Source organism: Coleofasciculus sp. D1-CHI-01, from assembly GCF_040218875.1.
Taxonomy (GTDB): Bacteria; Cyanobacteriota; Cyanobacteriia; order Cyanobacteriales; family Coleofasciculaceae; genus Coleofasciculus.
The window spans coordinates 18,855-41,313 of sequence record NZ_JAVJQP010000094.1; the positions used below are offsets into that span (position 1 = coordinate 18,855).

At 47.1% G+C, this 22,459-nt stretch carries 15 protein-coding genes; 8 read left to right on the forward strand and 7 right to left on the reverse strand.

Annotated features, from left to right (window positions below; translation table 11 throughout):
• Positions 1-66: 66 nt before the first annotated feature.
• From RIB93_RS17240 to RIB93_RS17250, 3 genes are all read right to left on the reverse strand, one after another.
• Complete coding sequence (locus tag RIB93_RS17240; protein WP_446373955.1) at positions 67-1,521, reverse strand: bifunctional orotidine-5'-phosphate decarboxylase/orotate phosphoribosyltransferase; 1,455 nt, start codon at positions 1,519-1,521, stop codon at positions 67-69.
• Positions 1,522-1,578: 57 nt separating this feature from the next.
• The gene (locus tag RIB93_RS17245) at positions 1,579-2,787 is read right to left on the reverse strand and encodes an RRXRR domain-containing protein (RefSeq protein WP_446373956.1); all 1,209 of its coding nucleotides are present in this window, start codon (positions 2,785-2,787) and stop codon (positions 1,579-1,581) included.
• 196 nt (positions 2,788-2,983) lie between these two features.
• A complete protein-coding gene (locus RIB93_RS17250) occupies positions 2,984-3,502 on the reverse strand; it encodes a low molecular weight protein-tyrosine-phosphatase (RefSeq protein WP_446373957.1) in 519 nt (172 codons plus the stop codon).
• Between the two features lie 148 nt (positions 3,503-3,650).
• Here RIB93_RS17250 and RIB93_RS17255 point away from each other — a divergent pair, with 148 nt between their 5' ends.
• The 5 genes from RIB93_RS17255 (at position 3,651) to RIB93_RS17275 (ending at position 10,182) form a co-directional block, all read left to right on the forward strand.
• Complete coding sequence (locus RIB93_RS17255; RefSeq protein WP_446373958.1) at positions 3,651-5,024, forward strand: SGNH/GDSL hydrolase family protein; 1,374 nt, start codon at positions 3,651-3,653, stop codon at positions 5,022-5,024.
• 15 nt (positions 5,025-5,039) lie between these two features.
• Positions 5,040-5,360, forward strand: a complete 321-nt coding sequence (locus RIB93_RS17260; RefSeq protein ID WP_006104460.1) for a CU044_2847 family protein — start codon at positions 5,040-5,042, stop codon at positions 5,358-5,360.
• Between the two features lie 3 nt (positions 5,361-5,363).
• Positions 5,364-9,173 (forward strand): HEAT repeat domain-containing protein, encoded by a 3,810-nt coding sequence (locus tag RIB93_RS17265; RefSeq protein ID WP_446373959.1) that lies wholly within the window; start codon positions 5,364-5,366, stop codon positions 9,171-9,173.
• 329 nt (positions 9,174-9,502) lie between these two features.
• On the forward strand, positions 9,503-9,820 hold the full coding sequence (locus RIB93_RS17270; RefSeq protein WP_446373960.1) for a hypothetical protein: 318 nt from the start codon (positions 9,503-9,505) through the stop codon (positions 9,818-9,820).
• On the forward strand, positions 9,817-10,182 hold the full coding sequence (locus RIB93_RS17275) for an aspartyl protease (RefSeq protein ID WP_446373961.1): 366 nt from the start codon (positions 9,817-9,819) through the stop codon (positions 10,180-10,182). The genes RIB93_RS17270 and RIB93_RS17275 overlap by 4 nt, the downstream gene beginning before the upstream one ends.
• A 189-nt stretch (positions 10,183-10,371) precedes the next feature.
• On the opposite strand, the gene RIB93_RS17280 is transcribed toward RIB93_RS17275, so the two are convergent.
• The gene (locus RIB93_RS17280) at positions 10,372-11,664 is read right to left on the reverse strand and encodes a DNA methyltransferase (RefSeq protein ID WP_446373962.1); all 1,293 of its coding nucleotides are present in this window, start codon (positions 11,662-11,664) and stop codon (positions 10,372-10,374) included.
• A gap of 224 nt (positions 11,665-11,888) precedes the next feature.
• Between RIB93_RS17280 and RIB93_RS17285 the strand changes: the two genes are divergently transcribed.
• Genes RIB93_RS17285 through RIB93_RS17295 form a run of 3 tightly spaced genes read left to right on the forward strand, consistent with a single transcriptional unit; the run spans position 11,889 to position 12,823 of the window.
• Positions 11,889-12,128, forward strand: a complete 240-nt coding sequence (locus RIB93_RS17285) for a helix-turn-helix domain-containing protein (RefSeq protein WP_446373963.1) — start codon at positions 11,889-11,891, stop codon at positions 12,126-12,128.
• Complete coding sequence (locus RIB93_RS17290; protein WP_446373964.1) at positions 12,109-12,714, forward strand: restriction endonuclease; 606 nt, start codon at positions 12,109-12,111, stop codon at positions 12,712-12,714. The genes RIB93_RS17285 and RIB93_RS17290 overlap by 20 nt, the downstream gene beginning before the upstream one ends.
• The gene (locus RIB93_RS17295; protein WP_446373965.1) at positions 12,695-12,823 is read left to right on the forward strand and encodes a hypothetical protein; all 129 of its coding nucleotides are present in this window, start codon (positions 12,695-12,697) and stop codon (positions 12,821-12,823) included. The genes RIB93_RS17290 and RIB93_RS17295 overlap by 20 nt, the downstream gene beginning before the upstream one ends.
• A 90-nt stretch (positions 12,824-12,913) precedes the next feature.
• On the opposite strand, the gene RIB93_RS17300 is transcribed toward RIB93_RS17295, so the two are convergent.
• The 3 genes from RIB93_RS17300 to RIB93_RS17310 all read right to left on the reverse strand — a co-directional run bounded on the left by RIB93_RS17300 (position 12,914) and on the right by RIB93_RS17310 (position 22,367).
• Positions 12,914-13,351, reverse strand: a complete 438-nt coding sequence (locus RIB93_RS17300) for a chemotaxis protein CheW (protein ID WP_446373966.1) — start codon at positions 13,349-13,351, stop codon at positions 12,914-12,916.
• Between the two features lie 89 nt (positions 13,352-13,440).
• Positions 13,441-16,809, reverse strand: coding sequence for a response regulator (locus RIB93_RS17305; protein ID WP_446373967.1), 3,369 nt, complete (start codon positions 16,807-16,809; stop codon positions 13,441-13,443).
• 578 nt (positions 16,810-17,387) lie between these two features.
• Complete coding sequence (locus RIB93_RS17310) at positions 17,388-22,367, reverse strand: GAF domain-containing protein (RefSeq protein ID WP_446373968.1); 4,980 nt, start codon at positions 22,365-22,367, stop codon at positions 17,388-17,390.
• Between the last annotated feature and the right edge of the window lie 92 nt (positions 22,368-22,459).

Here is a 22,459-nt window from a genome sequence, read left to right on the forward strand (position 1 = left end):
TGTTTATGGCGCTAAAGCGCAACTACGAACTTAACACGAACTTCAATTAAGGCGTGGGACGTTCGCTTATTGAACACTGTGGTTAAATGCCTGAAATTGTTCCTGAGTAATCCGCCCCGCTTGATACAAGGTTTGGGTAATTTCCGAAATCGTTAACACAGAATGTGCCTGATAACCATTGTCCCTCAATCTATCTTTTACCCCACCTTCGTGATCAATAAATACGACAATATCCTGCACATTTAATCCCCCTGTCTCCAACTTCGCTGCCCCTTCCATCACACTCTTCCCACTAATCAAAATATCATCCACCACAACCACCATTTCCCCTGGCTCAAAGTGACCCTCAATCACCCGCCGTGTTCCATGGGCTTTCACTTCCTTGCGGGGAAAAATCATCGGGTGATGCAGGCGCAGGGATAACCCGGTTGCGGTGGGTAATGATCCGTAAGGAATCCCGGCAATCCGGTCAAAGGTCAAACCTTGCAGAATCTCGGCATAAGCACTCAGCATTAGATGGAAAAGTTGGGGATTGGAGATAACTTTCCGCAAATCAATATAGTAGGGAAAAACGGCTCCAGATGCTTGGACAAATTCGCCAAATAAAATACAACCCATGTCATACAGTTGCAGAATTAAATCCTGATGGGGATGTTGTTCGAGAAAACAGACATCGGGCGTCCATAACTCACAAGTCGAACCCTGTTGAATCTTTTGCCTTCTTGCCTGATTAATCTCCTCTCGCAGGGGTTGTATGGCGGCGGCGGGTTCCTCTGTGGCTAACATATCCTGGGGAACGGGAATTAATAACCCCTCGCCATTCGTATTTAACCCGGCTGCTAAAATTTGGTTGAGTTCAGCACCCCCCTCCGCCCAGATACTCCGGGCTAAAATTAAGCGTTCTGGGGCAATTGCCCGAATCTTTGCCAATACTTCTGGTGAGGTTGTGCCAACTTCTAATGCTAAATCTTCGGGTGCGCCCCAGGTTTTGGCTTCTTTAACCACTTGCAGATAAAGGGGGGTTTGGGGTTGGGGATACTGCTGAATCGCGACAGCCGCCGGGTTGGAAGTGCAGCAGAGAATAAAGACGGCTTTACCGGGATAAATTAAAAAGGGTGCAACGTGGTCTTGTCCAGAATAAGGACTCAGCGTCACCGCATCAACCCGCGATCGCGTGAAAATGGTTTCGGCAAAGACGGTGCTAGTGTTTAGGTCACCATGTTTGGCATCTAAAATAATCGGGATGGAGTCAGGAATCGCCGCGAGTGTCTGTTCTAATAAATCGAGTCCCGGTGCGCCCAAGGCTTTGTAAAAGCCAAATGTGGGCTTATAGGCGCAGACTAAATCGGCGGTTTGCTGGATAATTACGTGCAGCCAATCTTTTAACCCATCCATCAGATCACCGGAATATTCTCCAGTGGAGTAACGCTTGGGCATCATTTCTGGGTTAGGATCGAGTCCGACAACCAGTAAACTTTGATTCTGTGCGATCGCATGATTGAGTTTCTCAAAAAAACTCATTGGACCTTGCCTCGTGAGACTCCGGGTTCAACGAAGTAACCCGGAGAGGGATAGAGGTCAAACCTTGCCACGTTGAGTGGCAAGGTTTGACAGTCCAGGTGAAGGCACGACATTTCGACTTATCTCGACTTCGCTCGATACAAGTCGCTCAATGCGAACGATTAACCCCGTGCTTCGTTGCAACAACTGGACTTTTTTAGCAGTGAATTGTCCCAACCGTTTCCAGTTGGCGTCACTGACCGAAACTTGTCTCTCGGTGTCTCCAGAACACCAACCGACGTAAGTCTTTCCAGCTTTTTCGGCTATAACTTTGTCACCTTTCCTAAACACCTTCCGGGTAACTGTGCCGCCATACTTGCGCCGCTTACCCCCAATGGAATGGACACACAAATGTAATTGTCTACGGCTAATTGGTGGTCTACGGATTATGGCAAATGGTGCTGGCGTAACTTCGACACAACCACTCCAGTCGCCATGTTTGGCATTATCAGAGTGCCATTCCCGCCATCGGGTAAACTCAAACGCGGCTAAGGTTACACCATCAACTGCGTGTGTGGCTGGTGTCTGTTGGTCCTTGTTTTTCTTGGCTAACCCTAACCACTGCCTAAGCTGACTGGTTCCATTCCCGTCCCGTTGCCATCCAGTATGAGTCGTTACTGGGGCTAATTCACGCAGCCAGTTAAGCATCTGTTTTTGCCCCACCATTACTGGCGAGAATCCAACACCAGACTTGGCTGACTTGCGCCCACTGGTTCTGTCAACATCTGCCATGACTAATTCATAGTGGATAGCGCTAATCGGAAACAGCTTAAACAACTCTTTGACTACCCGTAGCTCTAGCTGTCTGTTGGCTCGAATTGACGGCGGCAGTTTGTTTTGCCTGCGGTTATTAAACCTGCATTGACGCTGGCAACGTTGATCATAAGGCAACTTCCGGTTAATCCGTCTTCCCCGTCTGGATCGCCGCATGACCCGCCGTAACTCCATCCGTTCCTTAACCGTCTTGAACGGTAGAACCAGATGTCCCATCCAAAGGGTAAAGAGACTCGATTGAACCCCGATCCCTGAATAGTGTTTACCTGGATCTATACCAACAGCTATAGGTTGGGTATTTTCTTGGGTTTCAAAGGTCAACTGAATGGCAAAACACTCTAAGTCGGTATGTACTACTTTTGCTTTACCGTTTCTTAGCCAACGTCTAGCACGACTAGGTTTTGTGGGCATTAACGGCTTGCCCGATTTTGAAAGAACTGGTACTCGTAACATGGTGATAAACCTCACGAGTGAAAGTGCATAGTCCCTTAGAGCCACCTAAACCAAGATGTCCTAACCAAATAGCGACTCGACAAAAAGTCTTAGAGATGACTTGAACTAGGGAAGCATTCAAGAGTCTGTACCAGGTTTAGGCTCAATGCGGTATTCAACATTAATGACGTTTGTCCGTCAATCTCCACGCTCTACGTTAGTAGCGTGGAGTTGTTGAATGGACTTTGCCTTTGGCGGGTAGGGAATAGGTCTTAATCACATACTCCAATAATCCCTCGCAAGCATCGAGGAGTAAATCAATCACTTGGTTAAATCCCTCTGGACCCCCGTAATATGGATCAGGAACGTCTTGTATCCGATGACGAGTGGCAAAATCACACATTAATCGTACCTTATCCCGATACTGTACCGTAGCGTCTAGGAACCGAATATCCCGTAAATTCTCCCGATCCATCGCCAAAATCAAGTCAAACGCTTCAAAGTCAGGAACTTGAAACTGTCGGGCTTTCCCCTTGAGGATGATTCCCCGTTGGCTGGCGGCTAGAGTCATGCGTTCATCAGGAGGAGAACCAATATGATAATCACCCGTTCCCGCCGAATCGCAGACAATACTCTCCTGAAGTCCCGCTTGTTCAATTAAGTGATTCATAATGTTCTCGGCGGAGGGAGAACGGCAGATATTACCAAGGCAGACAAAGAGTAGCTTGCAGGGCATAGGTATAATGGATAGTTCTGTACAAATATGGATTTTAACCCACGCTCAGATGTAACCCTGCCATTTTAATGTCAGTCTGATGACCCCATCCGTGTTAAGTTTAGCAACGCAGCCGCCCGATTCTGTGATGATTTGAGGAAAGTATTTGATGTTCAAGTCGCGCCGCCGTCGCACCTACCGTAAGCGCCGCCGCCCCTTCCCATTGCTCACGATCATTTTGGCGATTCCGATTGTCTTGATTCTCCTAGAATTGTCCACTCGGCTGTTGGTGGGTGTCATGGGCAAAACCGCTGAGTTAGCCGCTTACGAGGGTGAACCAGCGATCGTGAATGTTTACCGCCTCAAGTTTTTGAATGAATATGATCAGCCTTACCAGGGTTTATCCGAACAGGGGCGACTTGCTGCCCACCGTAGTCTCGCTGTGGGCTATCAGCTTGAAGGCGAGCAAACCAGCAATTTTTGGCAGATTAATCCCCAAGGATTCCGTGACACTGAACCTGTTCCCTTAGACAAACCCAACAGTGAATTTCGGATTTTTTTACTGGGAGGATCAACCGCATTCGGTCAATGGAATCCCAGTAATCAAGCCACGATCGCAGCTCAACTGGAAGCGCGTCTGAAGGAACGGGTTGCTCAACAGCAGCGTTCTCCGGAGAAATATAGACCGACAGATCTGCCCTTCTATAAACCGGATTTAGAAAAGGCGTTGGCGTTGCCTCCTAAGATTAAAGATGGTCAATATCGGGTGATTAATGCGGCTGTACCTGGGTATGCAGCGGGGAATGAATTGGCTCAGTTAGCGTTGCAAATTTTGCCCTACCAACCTGACGCGATCGTGGTTTTGGATGGATACATGGACTTGCTCCTACCGAGCGATCGCATGGCAACGGACATTCCCCATATTGAAACCTTTCTTAGTAATGCCTCTGGGCATTTTTGGACGCACCTCTCCCAAGAGTTAACCTCTGTGGTGACAAACACCTATCTGATTAAAGCCATCCAATACTGGATAGTACGTCCCCAACCCTCGGTGAGTCGGCTGAGTTTAGCGGCGTTGAATGGTACAGCCCACCTAGCTAACTATCTTCCTGTTAACTCAGAGGAACTGCAAGAACGAGTTACCCGTTATCGCGATCGCCACAAGCAAATGATTCGCTTAGTAACTGGGGCAAGAATTCCTTTAATTATCGCCATACAACCCGAAATTACGGGTCGTGGGGGTAATCAACAGATTTCACTCAGAGAGCAGGAAATTTTGGTTGAATTAGGAGCAGATTATCAGACACGAATCCAAGATGGCTATGTTGCTTTAGCCAAATCACTGGATCAGCTTCAAAGTTGGTATCCCGAGAATGTAAAAACGCTGAACTTCTACGATGTTTATAACGATTTTTCTGATCGGGCGTTTTGGGATGCCATTCATTTGACCGAGGAAGCCAACCGCATCTTATCTGAGCGCTTATACCAAACGCTGACGGCTTCATCTGAGCTGCAAGTGCCACCGTCTCGACCTATACCTTAGTTTGAGGAGAATCAAATGAGCTTTGCCGAATCCCGCCGTGATACCGTTCCCGTTGAACTTCCCAATGGGGCGATCGCGAAATTTGAGGTAACAACGACAGGGCGAGAGGATGTCAGCTTTGACGCCAAGCAGTTTCAGCCTGTCGCTGATGCGATCGAGGGGGTAGTACAGATGGTCGCCGCCCCCCTGAAAAAAGCCAGACCGAAGAAGGCGACAGTAAAATTTGGCATGGAAATGGCGATCGAGGCGGGACAATTGACAGCCGTGATTGTCAAAGGATCGGGGAAAGCGAATCTGGAAATCACGTTGGAATGGGAAGCCCAGCCGAAACCGTAAACCATGAGTCGCGTCGAGAATCTGTTGCAACAATGCACGGTGAAGCTTTCCCTTCCGGGTCGCATGGGTTGGGGAACAGGCTTTTTTGTCGCTCCAGAATGGATTCTCACCTGCGCTCATGTGGTGAAAAAGGCAGAAGGGGAACCGGTTCAGGTACGCTGGCAAACCCAGGAGAATTGGTCACAGGCGGTAGTGGAGGAATTGCGCCCTGATCCGTATGATTTAGCGCTGTTGCGGGTGAGGCTTCCGACTGATGATTATCCGCCTTGTGTGTATTTGGATGGGGCGATTCAATCCCGTGATCTGCTCCATCTATTTGGTTATCCGGATCAAGAGTTTGACAATGGCTGTCCGGTAACGTGTAACTGTGAAGGGTTCACAGGGGATGAGCCAGGGTTAATTAAGTTTAAATTGGGACAAGTGCGTCCAGGAATGAGTGGCGCACCGTTGCTGAATCAGCGCACCGGTAAGGTTTGTGGGATGGTTAAGTTTACCCGCGATCGCGCTTTCGATTTGGGCGGTGGAGCCGTACCAACCACGGCGATTCTGGAGCAGTTTCCCCAATTGCGAGAGTTACAGCAGCAGTTTCATCAACGCGATCGGCGCTGGCGGGATTTGGTTCTCAAGCCGTCTGATATTGATTTTCAGCCCTATTTAACGGCAATTACCTCTAAGTATGAGAAGTGGTGGCAGCTTTACACGTTAACTGATGCCGAAAGCAAACAACGGCAGTCTGAAGATGTGACCCCGATTTTTGACTTCGGGTTGATGGTGCAGATGGTGAAAAAGGAGGAGCCAGAACAGCGACAGAAAGAGAAAGAGCGAGAACAGCGACAGAAAGAGAAGGTTGAGCGATTTTCAGTGCTGGAAGGGCTGCGTAAGTATGCCCAGGAGCAGGTTTTGTTAGTTGGGCGTCCCGGATCGGGAAAGTCTACGGCGTTAGCACGGTTACTGTTGGAAGAGGCGACGACTCAGAGATCAGAAGCCCTCACCCCCAGCCCCTCTCCCAATTCTGGGAGAGGGGAGCTAAAGAGGATTCCGGTGTTGGTGGAACTGCGTTACTGGCAAGGTTCAATTACCCAATTAATTCTCAATGCCTTTACTCGAAATGAACTCCCCTTAAGGGAGGCACAACTGGAAACCCTGTTGTCACACTCCCTCATCCTCTTTGATGGGGTGAATGAGTTACCGTCAGAGGAAGCGCGATCGCAGCTTTCTGATTTTCGCCGCAATCATCCCAAAGTACCGATGATTTTCACCACACGGGATTTGAGCCTGGGGGGAGATTTAGGGATTGAGAAAAAGCTGGAAATGCAGCCGCTCACCGAAGCGCAAATGCAGGCGTTTATTCAAGCCTACGTGCCAGAACAAGCGGAGGAAATGCTGCGCCAACTGGGTGATCGCTTACGAGAGTTTGGACAAACCCCGTTACTGCTATGGATGCTATGTAGCTTGTTTCAGCAGACAAACGAAATTCCAGAGAATTTGGGGTTGGTGTTTCGGTTATTTACTCAGGGGTATGAGCGCAACCTAAAACAGGATGTGGTGATTGAGAGCGATCGCGACTGGTGGAAACCGGTGCTGCAACAGTTGGCGTGGGTGATGATGCAGGGAAAGACGCCGACGGAGTTTAGGGTGGCGATTGCACGGGAAGAAGCAGTACAGGCGATCGCGCAATTTCTCCATGGCAAGGTGGCGTATGGAGAGGATTTTGCCCGTAAGTGTCTGCGGGATTTGCAGAAGTATCATCTAATTCAGGCGGGAACAGGTAATCAGGAGTTAGAGTTTCGCCATCAACTGATTCAGGAATATTATGCAGCCGAGGCATTGTTGGCACGGTTGCCAATGTTGAGTGATGGGGTGCTGAAGCAGGAGTATCTTAACTATCTGAAATGGACAGAGCCAATCGCGTTGATGTTGGCGCTGGTGGAGGATAGGCGGGCGGTGCAGGTGGTGCAATTGGCATTAAAAGTGGATTGGCGGTTGGGTGCGCGGTTAGCCGGGGAGGTAAAGTTAGAGTTTCAGGAGCAGACGGTTGGGTATGTGGAGGCGTTGGATGTACCGGACTGGTTGAAAGGAGAGCTTTTACAGCAAGTCCAATCGACTACTTCCTTATCAAAAAGGAAATCGGATTATTTTCGGGAGAAGAGGGTTCAGGAAAGAATGAAACCTAAATTGCTCTCGGATGAGAAAATCATAGAACTATGTTCACTGATCGAGAATGAATCACGTTGGATGGCTGCTTCCGAATTTCATCGTTTAAGTGGCGAATCAAGAATTTTAGTAGGTCAAAAAGCTATTCCACGGCTACTTAATCTTATTAATCATATAGATCATGACGTGCGTTGGTGTGTAGCAGATATTTTAGTAAGTATTGGTGATCGCAGTGCTACTCAAGGATTAATCAGACTATTGAAAGACCCCAGTGATGATGTTCGGAAAAGTGCCGTTATAGCCTTGGGTAAAATTTGTGATGAGACTGCAATACCAGACTTAGTTGAGTTTCTGAAGAATCCAAGCAATAACGTTGATAGAGTTCACGAATTACGTCAATTTGGATCTAGCGCATTGGCTAGCATAGGAGGGAAGCAAGCTCTCATCGGTTTACTTTCCCTTCTTGAACACCCAGATGAAGAGGTACGTTGGTGTGCCATAGATGGATTAGATGAAATGGGAGATAAAGATGCGGTCATAGGTCTTGTCGATAGATTGCGAGATTGCAGCAGTAATATTCGTAGTAAAGCAGCCTATACACTTGGTTTTATAGCGGATGAGACTGTTGTTCCTGAATTGATTAGTTATCTTCAATGCATTTCAACAACATCTGATGACGAATGCTGGTCTGTATTAGATACCTTGGGAAGAATCGGTAGCAAGAAAGCTATACCAGAATTACATCGTTTTTTAGCAAACTCAAATGGTTACCTTAAGGAAAAAGCTATTTTCACCTTGGGTAAAATTGGTGAGAATAGCGTAATTCCAGATCTAATTTATCTTCTTAAAAAACCTGATTTAGATCGTAAAACAGAAGCAATTAAAATACTAGGAAAAATGCAAGCAGAGTCGGCAATTCCATATTTTCTTGACATTCTTGAGAATGAGCCATACGTGGGACAACGGAGTAATATTGCAGGTATCTTAGGAGGCTTCCAGAAAGATCGTGCTGCCCACATCCTCCCTAACCTCCGCGCTCTCCTCCCTACCGAATCCGGTAAATATGCCCTCATCGCCATCCTCGCTATCCAAGAGAACTGCAAATTCTATAACTACGAAATTTGGCAGCAAGCCATTCAACATCAAGAGCAGGCACTGGTGATTGTGAGTGAGCAAACTTCTCAACCTTCGTCTGCTGATGTTATTGATAAAATAGACCAAATCGCTGAAAGTATACAACGCATGGCAGATCAACCGAAATACGACTTTTCTCATGCCCACGACTTCCAACTCATTGATCAAAACAAGGGGACGGTTATAAAAGACCAGCATAACCACACTTTTGAGCCAGATGTGCAAAGTGCGATGATCGCTGACTGGAAAACTCTCCTAACTCAACTCAAAACACAGCATCCCCACGTCACCACCGAAGCCGAAGCCTTCCCTATCATCGACACAGAATTCACCGAAATTCAACAATCCAAAACTCATAGGTTGGCAACTCTCCGCCAACAACTTCTTAATCCCGAACGCCACCTCCAAGCTATAAAAGCAGCTCTTGGAGAAGTTGCTAAACACTACCTAGAAGAAAGTGTTTGGGCAAAAACAAGTATCACCTATTTCGATAAACTCAGTGAAGAACCCGGTCGTGGAGCTTAAATCATATAAATCACCCTTGAACTACCCGATGACCTCCAACTGAATAAGTAGCGTAACGCACCTTAATCCATATATAGGGTGTAGGTGCGTAAGTCCACCTAATTAAATAGGGCATGGCAATGCCATGCCCCTACGAGCGAATTGATCCGGTAGGGGCACGATATTATCGTGCCCTGATCTAGCGCCCCGACTGGTGAGTCTGACTCGTGGGAGCGTTCGTTCGATGCGATCGCGCTTTGACGAACCTTATCGCAAATCTTCAAATCTTACTATATTAAACTAAGAAAGAGGATTACACTAATTTTCATCTTAGACAGGTAGAACCCAACATGAGTCAGTTATCGTCTAATCGCGTTGTCCGTAGAGGAAGAGTATTTCCCGAACGTCGTCTCTCGCCAGAAGAGAAAGCCAAACGTCGCGCAGAAAATGAAAGCTTTTATCGCAATTGTCGTGTTGTTTTTGACCGAGTTCAACCTGAACTTATCAAAAATCACTACGATTGGTTTATTGTCATAGAGCCAAAAAGCGGAGAGTATTTTATTGACCCAGAGGAAACCGTTGCTCGAAAAAAAGCTCGTGAAAACCATCCTAATTCTAAACGTCTCATCATGCGTATTAATCAGACAGGAACTTGCGGCAGGATATGATTTCAGGCGAATTTAACAGTAAGGGGGAGTTGATTTTTGAAATTGAATTAATTGCCGTTGATAGTGATAGTATTCCAATTCAAGCAATTCTGGATACAGGATTTACAGGTTGGCTGGCAATTAATAACCAAGATGCAGAGAGTTTAGGCTGGCTACTTAAAACTGAACAAAAGGATATGCAAACAGCATGGGGAGAAGCACAGTTTAATCTTTACGAAGGGACTGTGCTTTTGGATGGAGAGGCGTTCACCATTGAAGCTTTGGGTGGAGATGAACTGGAAGATATTCTTTTAGGTGTGTATTGGCTCCAACTTAAACGACTTGTAGTAGATTTTCCAGAAAGATTGTTAACCCTTGGCTAAGAACAATCACATTTTTGTGAGTGCGATCGCGCCGTTTGTCGTAAGGGAACCTTAGCCTTTCTTTACCTTGACCCGAATCATGGTGCGTTACGGCGACATTTCCATTAACAGGATGATCAATATAATTGATTACGCCTAACGCACCCTACGGTTCTTTCTTTGCCTTGACCCGAATAATGGTATCCTGATCTAGGTGGGCTTTGACCGATTATTAAGTCCTGAGAAATCCAGTTCAGTTTGAATAGATAAAGCTTCCTGATTACGCTTCCCTGGTGTTTTTCCACACATCTGTGCTTTTTCTCTAACCGATTCCGAAGTCCAGAGTCCCTTCTCCCTCCTTACCTTCAATGTTTTGTTGGTAAACAGACAATTATAATCCTCTCGAATTTGTTGTAAATAATCACGTTCCTGATCAAGTTTCTGGAAACGGCTTAAAATATCATCGACAGGACCAATCTCAATACCCAGCCAACGGCGATGTTTCATCTCTGCGACGACATAAGTTGTCCCTGCACCACCAAAGGGATCAAAAACAATATCTCCTTGATCAGATGCCATTTCAATAATCCGATCAATCAATTTGATGGACAGTTCATTCGCTCCTTCTCGCTGCTTATAACGCTTGTGTCTAACGGGTGGAATATCGTACCATACATCAGTTAGATTGACACCTCTAGAATTCATTTTATGTTTATAGCCTCCGTAATCGTGCAACTCCCGGTAACAGTTTGAGCATATCTCTAGGGGAAGTCTATCCGGATGAAAGGTTTTTGGCTTTTCCCCCTTACAATAGTAAAGCAGTGAATAATGGGAAGGATATAACCGTCCAGCAATAGGAAATCTGTATTTAATATCAACAGATATCCAGTGCCTAAACATCAGGCGTTGATTCAGAAATCCAGAGAGGTGACTATTCCACTTAGGCAGATTCCAGAGAAATAAACTCCCAGCAGGCTTTAAGATGCGAATACATTCATTGAGCCAAGCTTCACACCACTCTAAATAATCCGATTCTTTTAAATTATCATCTATTCCCGAAGGATAGTTTTTACTGAGATTAAAAGGAGGATCAGCAAAAACTAAATCAACAGTTTCTGCTTCCATGTCGCGCATCAAGTCTAGGCAATCTCCCTGATATAGCTGTCCATACTCAGTTTTGAGCATTAATCTCGGTGTCGTTGGATCAGCAGGCAATGATGGACTATCACCTTTAATAATTTCATAAATTTCTTCAGCCTTATTCTGTATGGCAGCAATCATTTCCCGATCCAGACAACCCATTAACAACTTAAATTTTAGGGGAGGAATATTTGTTACCGAGCAAATTTTTTCTAAATCTGTCTCTGAAGGCAGAATTCTATTTTTATCGTAGTATCTCAGTCGTTTAACAGAAATGCCTGTTTTAGACGCTAATTGCTTAATCGCGGCTAAATCATCGGATTTGATCCCGATGGCTTGAAAAAATGGATGAGCGACAGACATGAGTAATTTTTCTCCGTTATGTCAATCAGACTAAGATTGAATGGCACGCTCAATAAGCATTAGGGGATCGCCAAAACCATTGATATACCGTAGGGTGGGTTGAGCGAAGTCGAAACCCACCAACATACCAGTCAGTACTATTCGACTGAGATTAGGTTTTTGTAGCCTATAGGCAACTGCATCGTTCCGTCAACCAGGATACCCTCTAGTTTGGAGGATACACCGTGACGCCAGAAAAAGCATTTGGGACGGTTCTTCAGCGTCTGAGGAAGGCAAAACGACTTTCCCAAGAAGAGCTTTCCTTCCGAAGTCAGCTTGATCGAACATTTATTTCTCGTCTAGAAGGGGGGCTAAGACAACCTACCCTGTCAACGATGATCAGGCTTGCAGAAGCGCTTGGTGTGTCGGCTGCATCCATGGTGGCTGAAGTAGAAAACCTGCTGAATGAAGATAAACAGGACTGAGTTTCTAATCAGAAAAGGACAGTTTGCAGACACAGAGGAATTTGAGCAACTCCTGGAAGAAGTTTATGCTGCTATTCGTGCAGTTCACTGGCCCCCAGGCAACAATCAGTTTATCCTGCGTCAGGAAAACAAGAAACATAAAAATGGTGTAAAACCGATAAAAGAAAGCTGTATAACTGTCCTAAATGAGCAGTTTGGCTGGCAACGGGAAAAACGGATGAAGATCATAACTAATGCTCGCCCTGGTCCAGTGGATGCAGTTAAAACACTCTCTAATGATAGACAATTCGTAGTTGAATGGGAAACAGGTAATGTATCCTCAAGCCACCGCGCGTTGAACAAAATTGCAATTGGACTGCTTCAACGTGCAATAGTTGGAGGCTTACTGATTGTACCATCACGGGAAATGTACCAGTGGTTGACAGACCGTATCGGTAATTTTCCTGAGATTGAACCCTATTTTCCTCTGTGGCGTGCTGTCCCTGTTGAGGAAGGAATTTTAGCTGTAATTGAGGTAGAACATGATCGGACTTCGCCGTCTGTTCAACGTATCGAAAAAGGAACAGATGGGCGAGCGTTACGCTAACTGTTTCATCAGTCGTGAGGAGTGCGATCGCGCCGTTTGTCGTAAGGGAACCTTAGCCTTTCTTTACCTTGACCCGAATCATGGTGCGTTACGGCGACATTTCCATTAACAGGATGATCAATATAATTGATTACGCCTAACGCACCCTACGGTTCTTACAAATGACATAAGACGAAGGACAAAGGACAAATGACCAAGTTTATCCAACTGGATTAAATAATTCAAATAAATCTAACATAAAAATTGTCGTTTTTTTCTCATTCTCCTGGAGAACCGCCGCATGACTCATCATCGGTAAGCGACGGTTATATTTAGGTAACTTACGAATTAGGTCAGTATTTAATTCAATCAAATTGGGGGGTTCATCGACGATAATGCCAAAGAGATTGCCTTCTATGGGGTTGGTAATGACTAAAAAGGATTGCAAGTTGGTTGAATCAGTGTCATAGTTAGGATTTAACTGTTGATGTAAATCAACAATCCGAATCGTATAATCTCCAATTTGCAGTAATCCCATGGCATTCCAACCACTCTCATTGGATGGTGTGTTTAGCACTTTTAACACGTTATCCATGGGCAGTGAAATTAGACAGTCGCTAATCTTAAAGACGATATTTTTTTGGGTGTCACTGGTCATAATTTATTGGTTGATAAAGGACAGAATGCAAAATACAGCAGCACGTTTATCCCTCTCCAGGTGGAAATTTATCAGAACGCTCTAACCATCTAAGCATTGATGAATTGCTGCACGGTTTCTAACAACTGAGGTTCGATAAATGGCTTGGTGATATAATCATTCGCCCCTAACTCAGTGGCAATTAAACGATGTTTTTCGCTACTGCGAGAGGTTAAAATGACAACAGGAATATTTGCTAATACTGGCTCCTGTTGGCGGTATTTGAGAAACTCAAATCCGTTCATGCGCGGCATTTCAATGTCACAAATAACTAATTGAATCTCTCCATGATTTTGCAGTTGTTCAATGGCTTCATACCCATCCTTTGCCTGTAGAATCTGATAGCCCGCCTTTTGTAAGGTAAAGGTTAAGCTTTGGCGCACGGTAATCGAATCATCGACAATAAGCACCAGTTGGGGCGATCGCCTGGGGGTTGGCGTAGGGGGTGGCGGTTCAGGTGCAGCAGGTAACGCTGCTGGGCGGGAGGGAGATAATTGTCGCTGGGGTTGATCCGATGCAACAGAGGTGGAACCCGTTAAAGCCACCATTGAGGATTGAAAATCAGAGGTAAACTCTGGCGGGGATTTTGCCGTCTGCTGATCAGCAATCGACTGCATTAATGTTGTCCCATCTAGCACCAGGGCTAACCCACCATCTGCCAGAATACAGCCGCCATACACGTAATCTGGAGGTGCAATCATCGATCCTAGGGGACGAATCACTAATTCCTGTTCACCGACAAGCTGATTGACTTCCAAGCCTAATAGCCGATTCTGACACCGGATCAAAATCACCGACATTTTCGGAGTTTGCTCAACTAACGGGCGTTGAGAGGATAACACTAAGGTTTTCGGTTGAGGAATATGGTAATCTAACACCTCTGCCAACGAAAAAATCGGAATTAGTTGCTCATCCTTGCCAGTACCCCATCGCAGCACTTTCCCCTCATCCCAGCAGCGCAGTCGTTCCGGTGACGGGATAATGATTTGTTCGATCGCATCTGAGAGTAACGCATAAGTTTGACCTCCCGCCTCCATCAACAGTAGCTTGGCGATGGTCAGATTTAGGGGGATTTGCAGCCGAAAGGTTGTTCCATAATACGGTTGAGAATATACCGTCACTGACCCTTGTAGGGATTCCACCTGAGAACGCACCACATCCATACCAATTCCCCGCCCGGATAAATCACTTAACCCGGAAGCGGTGGAAAAACCGGGTTCAAACAGAAACTCAGCCAGTTCAGCGGGTGACAATCGTCTGGCTTGTTCGGCATCAATTAAACGCTGTTCTACCGCCCGTTGACGAATCTTCTCAAAGTTTAATCCTTGCCCATCATCCCGAACTTCAATCACCAAATATCGATTCTGGTGATAGGCATCAATGGCAATAGTACCCTGACTGGTTTTGCCGGAGTCTTGGCGAACCTCTGGCGACTCAATCCCATGATCAAAGGCATTTCGGATCAGGTGCAGTAAGGGGTCATAAAGTTTCTGCACCACCACTTTATCCACTAATACCTCTGTCCCATCCATGTAGAGTTCCACAGATTTATTGTGGGTGACTTCTAACTGTTGTAGCACTCGCGGAAACCGTCTAAATAAAGTGCCTAATGGCAACAGTCGCGCCTCCATCAACGTGTCACGGATACTGGTTAGCAGTCGCCGTTGTTTGTCAAAGGTTTGATTAAATTGACTGGCAAAAACTTCAATCGACTCCGTTGCTTCCGTCAGTTGGGCGGTATCATCCATCAGCGACTGGATTAAAAGCTGCGGTTCGTTATAACTATCCAGTTCTAACGGGTCAAAGTAATTGGGGATTGTTGTCTGGGGATTTTGCCAAGCCAATGACGGCTTTTCTTGAATCGCTTCTCGGCGTCTTCTTCCCCTGAGATTCATCCGTTTTTGTTGCGATCGATGCAATTGACGGTCATGCCAATCTTGCAATTCATCCAAGAGTTGTTGATGCTGTTGCAGCCGAGTTAATACCAAACGAACCGCTGATTGCAATTGCTCATCCTGGAGGGATTGGCGATTTTGGTAGGTTAAGAGTTCCCCAACGGCATAATTCAAATGTTCTAAATGATCAATATTCACCCGCACCGTTTGCGGCTGCGTTTCCGGAACCGATTCTTGTTGTACCCGTGGCGAAGGTAAAACATAATCCATTAAGGGTTCTTCCGCCTCTACTGGAGGAGTCGGTACAGATTCTGGGATTGAGTCCTGAAAATTATTGGCTGGAGTCTTGAAGACGGGAAACACTTCTTCGGATTCCGATTCAGATTCTACCGGAACATCCTCCTCCGTTGTTGATTCGGAAACCGAGATATTTCCCCAAACACTATCCAATAAGTCAGCCGAATCGGGTTCCTCAACCCCTTCTGTCTCCGGTTCGGATACACTATAATCCTCATACTCATTGATATCGATATCCAGTAAAGGCGTCAAATCCGTCGCATCCAGTTGAAAATCTGCCGAATCTGTGATCGGACGTTGCGAAAACTCTTCATCGGGGTAAGCTGAATCCGCCGCGTATGTATCAGACGCCGCCAACTCTTCACTAACCTCTGAATCACTCAGATCCGCTTCCCAGACATTCTCTGGCGCGGCGGCTGGCGCAGCATCCTCTAGATCACCATCCACCACACCCGCCAATTCTTGCAGCGATTGAGAGGGTTGACCCCCTTGAGTGCGATCGCCATTCAGCACCGCCTTTTGTCCCGCCTGGAAGTCAGCTAGGGCGATCTGAGTAATCATTTCCGCCTGATCCGGATAATTCTCCAACGCCGCGATCGCACTACTGGCAATTGCCGCAAATCCCGGTAAATTCATCGATTCCGCCACACCCAGCAACACCTCCGCCTGCGATCGCAAGGTGTCCGCCATCACTGACGGATCATTACTCGCCAAAGCCTCAGTAATTTGATCTAACCGCTGACTCACCCCCACCTCAAAAATGGATTGAGTCACATCAAATCCCAACTCCAACGAACTCGGAATATTGGCTTGTTGATCAAAACAATCACCCAGCTTTTCCTGCAACTTAGCAAACACCGCCGCCGTGCGATCGAGAACTTCCACCTCATTAATCTTTCCCCCCATCACTTCCGCCGTCAGGGGTAGCCGCAGACATTCATAGCTTTCAAACAGTAACGCCTCCACCTCCGCATCAATCACCACATCGGGATTAAACAGAGTTTTAAAGATATCCTCCAACGAGTGAGCCACTGTTTTAATCGTTTCCAACTCCACACTCGCCGCCGCCCCTTTTAGGGTGTGAGTGGTTCGCATTAAATGGTGGACTTTGTTGACACTAAAATTAGCCCGTAGATCGAGTAATTCTTGTTCGATAATACCCATAAGTTCTGGCGCTTCTTCCAGAAAATAATGGTAACTTTGTTCACGAATATTTGGGTCGTTCATAGGGAAACTGTTGGATTGCGAAGGATGTAGGGGCGGGTTTAGGGACTTGCTTTTCGCTATTGCTGATAACGTTGGTACAAAACCCGCCCTGACTAAATGGTTGGGTTTAGGGGCGGGTTTACTCACACCTGGGTAAACACAGAAAGGATAATGGGAAAACCCGCCCCTACAGCATCAATGACAACTGATAACTGATAACGGACAACTGACTAAATGGTTGGGTTTAGGGGCGGGTTTACTCACACCTGGGTAAACACAGAAAGGATAATGGGAAAACCCGCCCCTACAGCGTCAATGACAACTGATAACTGATAACGGACAACTGACTAAATGGTTGGGTTTAGGGGCGGGTTTACTCACACCTGGGTAAACACAGAAAGGATAATAGTGAAACCCGCCCCTACAGCGTCAATGACAACTGATAACTGATAACTGACAACTGACTAAATGGTTGGGTTTAGGGGCGGGTTTACTCACACCTGGGTAAACACAGAAAGGATAATGGGAAAACCCGCCCCTACAGCGTCAATGACATAAGACAAAGGACAAATGACATAAGACATAAGACCAATGACAGACTATTCAACCTTGAACTGATCCGCACTCATTTGCAGATTTTGCGCCATCGTCAACAAACCTTGGAACGATGAAGACATCTCCGTCGAATTCTCCACCGTTTGGTTAGCAATCGTCGCCACCTGAGTCATGGTTCGGGTAACCGACTGTAACTCCTGACTCTGAACTTGAGTCGCTTGAGTAATTCCCGCTACCACCTGACTAATCTGACTCGTAGCTTCGACGATCGCATACAAATACTCCCGCGCTTCATTCACCTGGTTTGTACCCGATGCAACCTGCTGAATCCCCGTTTCCATAACCGATGACACCTCAGCCGTACCCATCTGGATTTCCTGCACCAATTGGGCAATCTCCGTCGTCGCTTCCGCCGATTGACGCGCCAGAGAACGGACTTCATCCGCAACCACGACGAACCCTCGTCCATACTCACCCGCGCGGGTAGCTTCAATTGACGCATTTAACGCTAACAACTGGGTTTGAGTCGTAAAGTTACTAATCAAATTCACCACTCGCGACACCTTCTGCGTCGATTCACTCAAACGCTTCAGCCGCTTACTGGTTTCCGCCACAGTTTCCCGGATATCCATAATCCCATCCACCGTGCGGTTCATCGCCTCATCCCCAGCTTGAACCGTTTGGTTCGCCTGTTGCACCGCTTCTTCCACCTGTTGAGCGCTAGCCCCCACCGCTTCGGTGGAATTCACCATCATCTGAATCTGTTCCAAGGTGTTTTCCAGCGCCTGGAACTGGCGTTGGGCTTGCTGCGCCAATCCTGCGATCGCGGTTTCACTGGCTTGGGAGGTTTGTGCCACTTGGCGAGAGGAATCCTGTACCTGTTTCACAATCCCCCGCAGACTTTGCAGGGTATTGTTATAAGCATCCGCCACCGTTCCCACTTCATCTTCGGTAATCGGCGCTCGCACCGTCAGATCCCCTTGTAACGCCGGACGTACTGCCATTAGCAGTTGAATTACCCCCTGTTGTAATTCTTCCTTCGCCGCTTTCTCCCGTTGCGCCGCCGCCATCAATTGCTGCGACTGTTCCTGAACTTGTTCCAAGGATTGCGCTTGCTGGAGAGCAATCCCTAACTGAGTTGCCATCTGCGCCAAGAGTTTAACCTCTCCCTCTTCCCAGGTACGGGATTCACTGTTTTGATACACCCCCAGCAATCCCCAAAGTTTTTCCCCTTGGAATAGGGGGGTGATGATGTACGCTTTAGTCCCCCACTGCTGCAAAATCTCCCGGTTAAACGTCAACTCCGTGGCTTGGCTAATGTCGTTCACCGCCGTGGTTTGATTTTGGCGATACACACCGCCCTCGCTTTGTTGCAACACCGGATCATTCACCTTTGCCAGTTGGCTACCAATAACCTTGACGTAGGAACCCCCCACATCTTCAATCACAACTTGCCCACTCCAATCGGAATTAAAGCGATAAACCGCCACCCGATCCGCATTCAGCAGGAGTCGCAATTCCTGACTTGTCGCCTGCAACAAAATCTCTGGGTTCAAAGTTCCTTTCTGCAAGCGCTCAGCAATCCGTTGTCCAGTTTTATACAGCAGGTTGATAAAGTTACTTTCCCGTTTCGCTAACTGGGCGAATTGATCTGACTGCTGTCGCGCCTGATCCAAATAGTAGAGCCGTTGTAATGCCGTTCCTACCCCTTGAGCGACTTGAGTTAGCGCCGTGATTTCGTTACTTGTCCAATGGCGAGATCCACTATTTTGATAAGCACAGAGGATTCCCCATAACTCATCGGCGACGAAAATCGGGGCGAGGGCGTAAGCTTTGACCTCAAACTGTTCTAAAATTTCAACGTGACAATCGGAGTGACCGATAGTATGGATATCGTCCACAGCAAAGCTTTCCCGATTCCGATAACGACCCCCTTGAGTTTCTTGTAAATAGGTATCTTCCCAGACGGTGCGGATATCGGGACCCACTAAGGGCGTCCATCCCGTCGCCACCGACTCCGCTACAAACACGCCACTCCAATCCGGTTCAAACTGATAAACCGCCGTGCGATCGCACTTGAGTAATTTCCGCAGTTCACGAGTGGATGTATTGTAGATGGTGGCAATATCCTCGCCATAGCTCAACTTAGTCAGAACACTGGATACCGTTTCCTGAGTTTGGGCAATCGTCGCGAGTTGGGTGGATTGGTCTTGTAACTGGTGCAGGTATTGGGATTGTTTCAGGGCGATGGACAATTGATACGCCACCTGCTTGACAAATTCCACCTCTTGGTTTCTCCACTTGCGTGGACGACTGCATTGGTGAATACAGAGTAATCCCCACAATTCGATCCCCTGCATAACGGGTGCGACCAAATTCCCGCGCACTTGGAATTTGGAGAGGGTATCAATATAACAGGGGGCTAAATTGGCGTGATGGATATCCGCCACTGCCCACACTCGTCCCTTGCGATAATTTTCCGCATGTTTTTCACCAAAGCAATGATCATCAACTGTTATCGACAGCGCAGAGGGAAAACCAGCGACGACCCGTTCAGACACCATTTCTCCCTGATCAAACCCCGATTCGGGATCAAAGCGATAAATCCCCACGCGATCAGCCCCCAAAAAGGTTTGTAGTTCCCCACAAGCCGTCTGGAAAATCTGATCCAGGTCTTGAGATTGGCTAATTTTGCTGATAATTTGAGCCGTGACTCGTTCCAAGTCGGCGGTTTTCAGCAGTTGCTGGGATTGGGTTTGTAATTGCTGCAAATAATCTGCCTGTTGCAGCGCTACGCCCAGTTGAGATGCCACTTGTTTGAGCAAGCGCACTTCACCGTCTTCCCAGTGGCGTGTCCCTGTGTTTTCAAAGGCACTGAGTAATCCCCACAGCTTGTCACCTTGGAAGATAGACACCACAGCGCAGGATTTGACGCCATAGTAGTCTAACGCCTCAACATGACAATCCGTCAGCGTACCATCGTGAACATCGTCTACCACAAACGGTTCATTGTCCCGGAAGCGTCCCCCATGGTATTCATTCAGATAGGGATCTTCCCAGCCACTCCCGACTAACTTAGGAAATCCGCCCGACTCGGATTCACAGATAAAGTCGCCGAAATAGTCCTCCCGGAACTTATAAATCGTCACCCGTTCCGCATTCAGCAGTCGCCGCACTTCCTGAGTGGTGGTTTCAAACACCTTGTCAATGTTGAAGGGTTGACGAATCTTATCCACGACTTTGGCTAACGCCCGCTCTCGTTCCGCCTCTTTCGCCTGTTGCTCAGATTTCACCTGAATCTGATGCACATATTCGGCTTGTTGTAGGGCGACGCCGAGTTGGTTGGCAACTTGCTTGAGTAATTGGACTTCGCCTTCTTCCCAATGACGTGTTCCTGTGTTTTGAAAGGCACTGAGTAATCCCCACAGTTTTTGCCCTTGGAAAATCGAGACAATGGCGCAGGATTTGACCTCATAGTTTTCTAACGCCTCGATGTGACAATCGGTGAGATTGGCGGTGTAAATATCATCAACAACAAAGGCTTCATTGTCGAGGAACCGTCCGCCTCGATGTTCGTTGAGATAGGGATCTTCCCAACCACTCCCCACAATTGGAGGAAATCCTCCGCTTTGGGATTCACTGACAAAATCACCGAAATAATCGTCGCGGAATTTATAAATGGTGACGCGCTCAATATTGAGCAGTTTACGCACTTCTTTGGTGGTGGTTTGGAAAATCTTCTCTAAATCCGTGGTTTGACGAATTTTCTCGATCACCCGGGCGATGGTGCGTTCCCGTTCCGCCGCTTTTGCTAATTGTCCAGTTCGCGCTTGTAAACTGTCCAGGTATTCGGCTTGCTGGAGGGCGACACCAAACTGACGCCCGACTAATGCCAGTATGTTAAGCTCTGAGGCTTCCCATTGACGCGGACCTGAGTTTTGGAAGGCGGCGAGTAATCCCCAGAGTTTGTCTCCCTCAAAAATGGGTGCGATCGCGTAAGCTTTTGCTTCAAATTGTTCCAACAGATCGATGTGACAATCAGCTAACCCAGCGGCGTAAATGTCATTCACACCATTGGTTTCTTCGTTACGATAACGCCCACCTCGGGTTTCTTGGAGATAGGTATCCTCCCAAACTGTTTTGATATCCGGACCGACTAAGGGTACCCAGCCAGGAGCAACGGATTCGGCGATAAATTCCCCACTCCAATCTTGATTAAACCGATACACCGCTACGCGATCGCACTCCAGTTGCTGACGGATTTCCCGTGTAGCGTTACTCAAGACTTGGGGAATATTCAGCGATCGCAAGATGTTCTTGAGAATTTTCGCCGCGACTTGACCGACAATTTTGGTATTTTTGTTTTGGCTGCGGAGTTGGCTATACAGTTCTCCCGGTTGCAGGTTAAGAGCAAGTTCTGTTGTCACCTGATACAGCAGGTTGATTTCGGAGTCTTGCCAAGTGCGGGTTCCAGAACATTGCTGAACAATTAATAATCCCCAGGTTTGTTTACTAAACAGAATCGGTAAACTCAAGCTGGCTTTAACTTGAAACCGTTTCAGCAGTTGCAGTTGATAGGGACTGGTTACACCTTGATACAGATGACTCAGGGTGACAACCTGTTGCTGCTGATATTCGATTTGACTGTTTGCGCCAAAGGTTAAGGCGGGTAAGGATTCACCCAAACATGGAGTATACCCCGCAACCCTGGATTCGGCGCGAACCACGCCCTCGGTGTCAGTTTGAAATTGATAAATCAGAACGCGATCAACTTGGAAATACTCCCGCACTTCAGCCACAGTGGTGTCTAGCAGCGTATCAACGGTTTCTATCGTAGACGCACGACGCATCCGTTGAGCAACCGCTAACAGCCACTGGCGTTGTTCCTGAAAATAGGTTTCGATATTGACACCCATCTCAGGCTGAGACTCATTCGTCACGCGATCGCCATTACTAACGTTCTGAGCAGAATCATTCTCAACATCAGGGTTGAGTACTTGCTTCGATTGTTCGAGTTCTTGCATAATTTCGATGTGTCTAGTCCTAATATGTCCGCGATCTGCGATCGGAAAAAATGGGGAAAGTGAGGAAAATAGAGAAAGTAAAGTTTTGACCC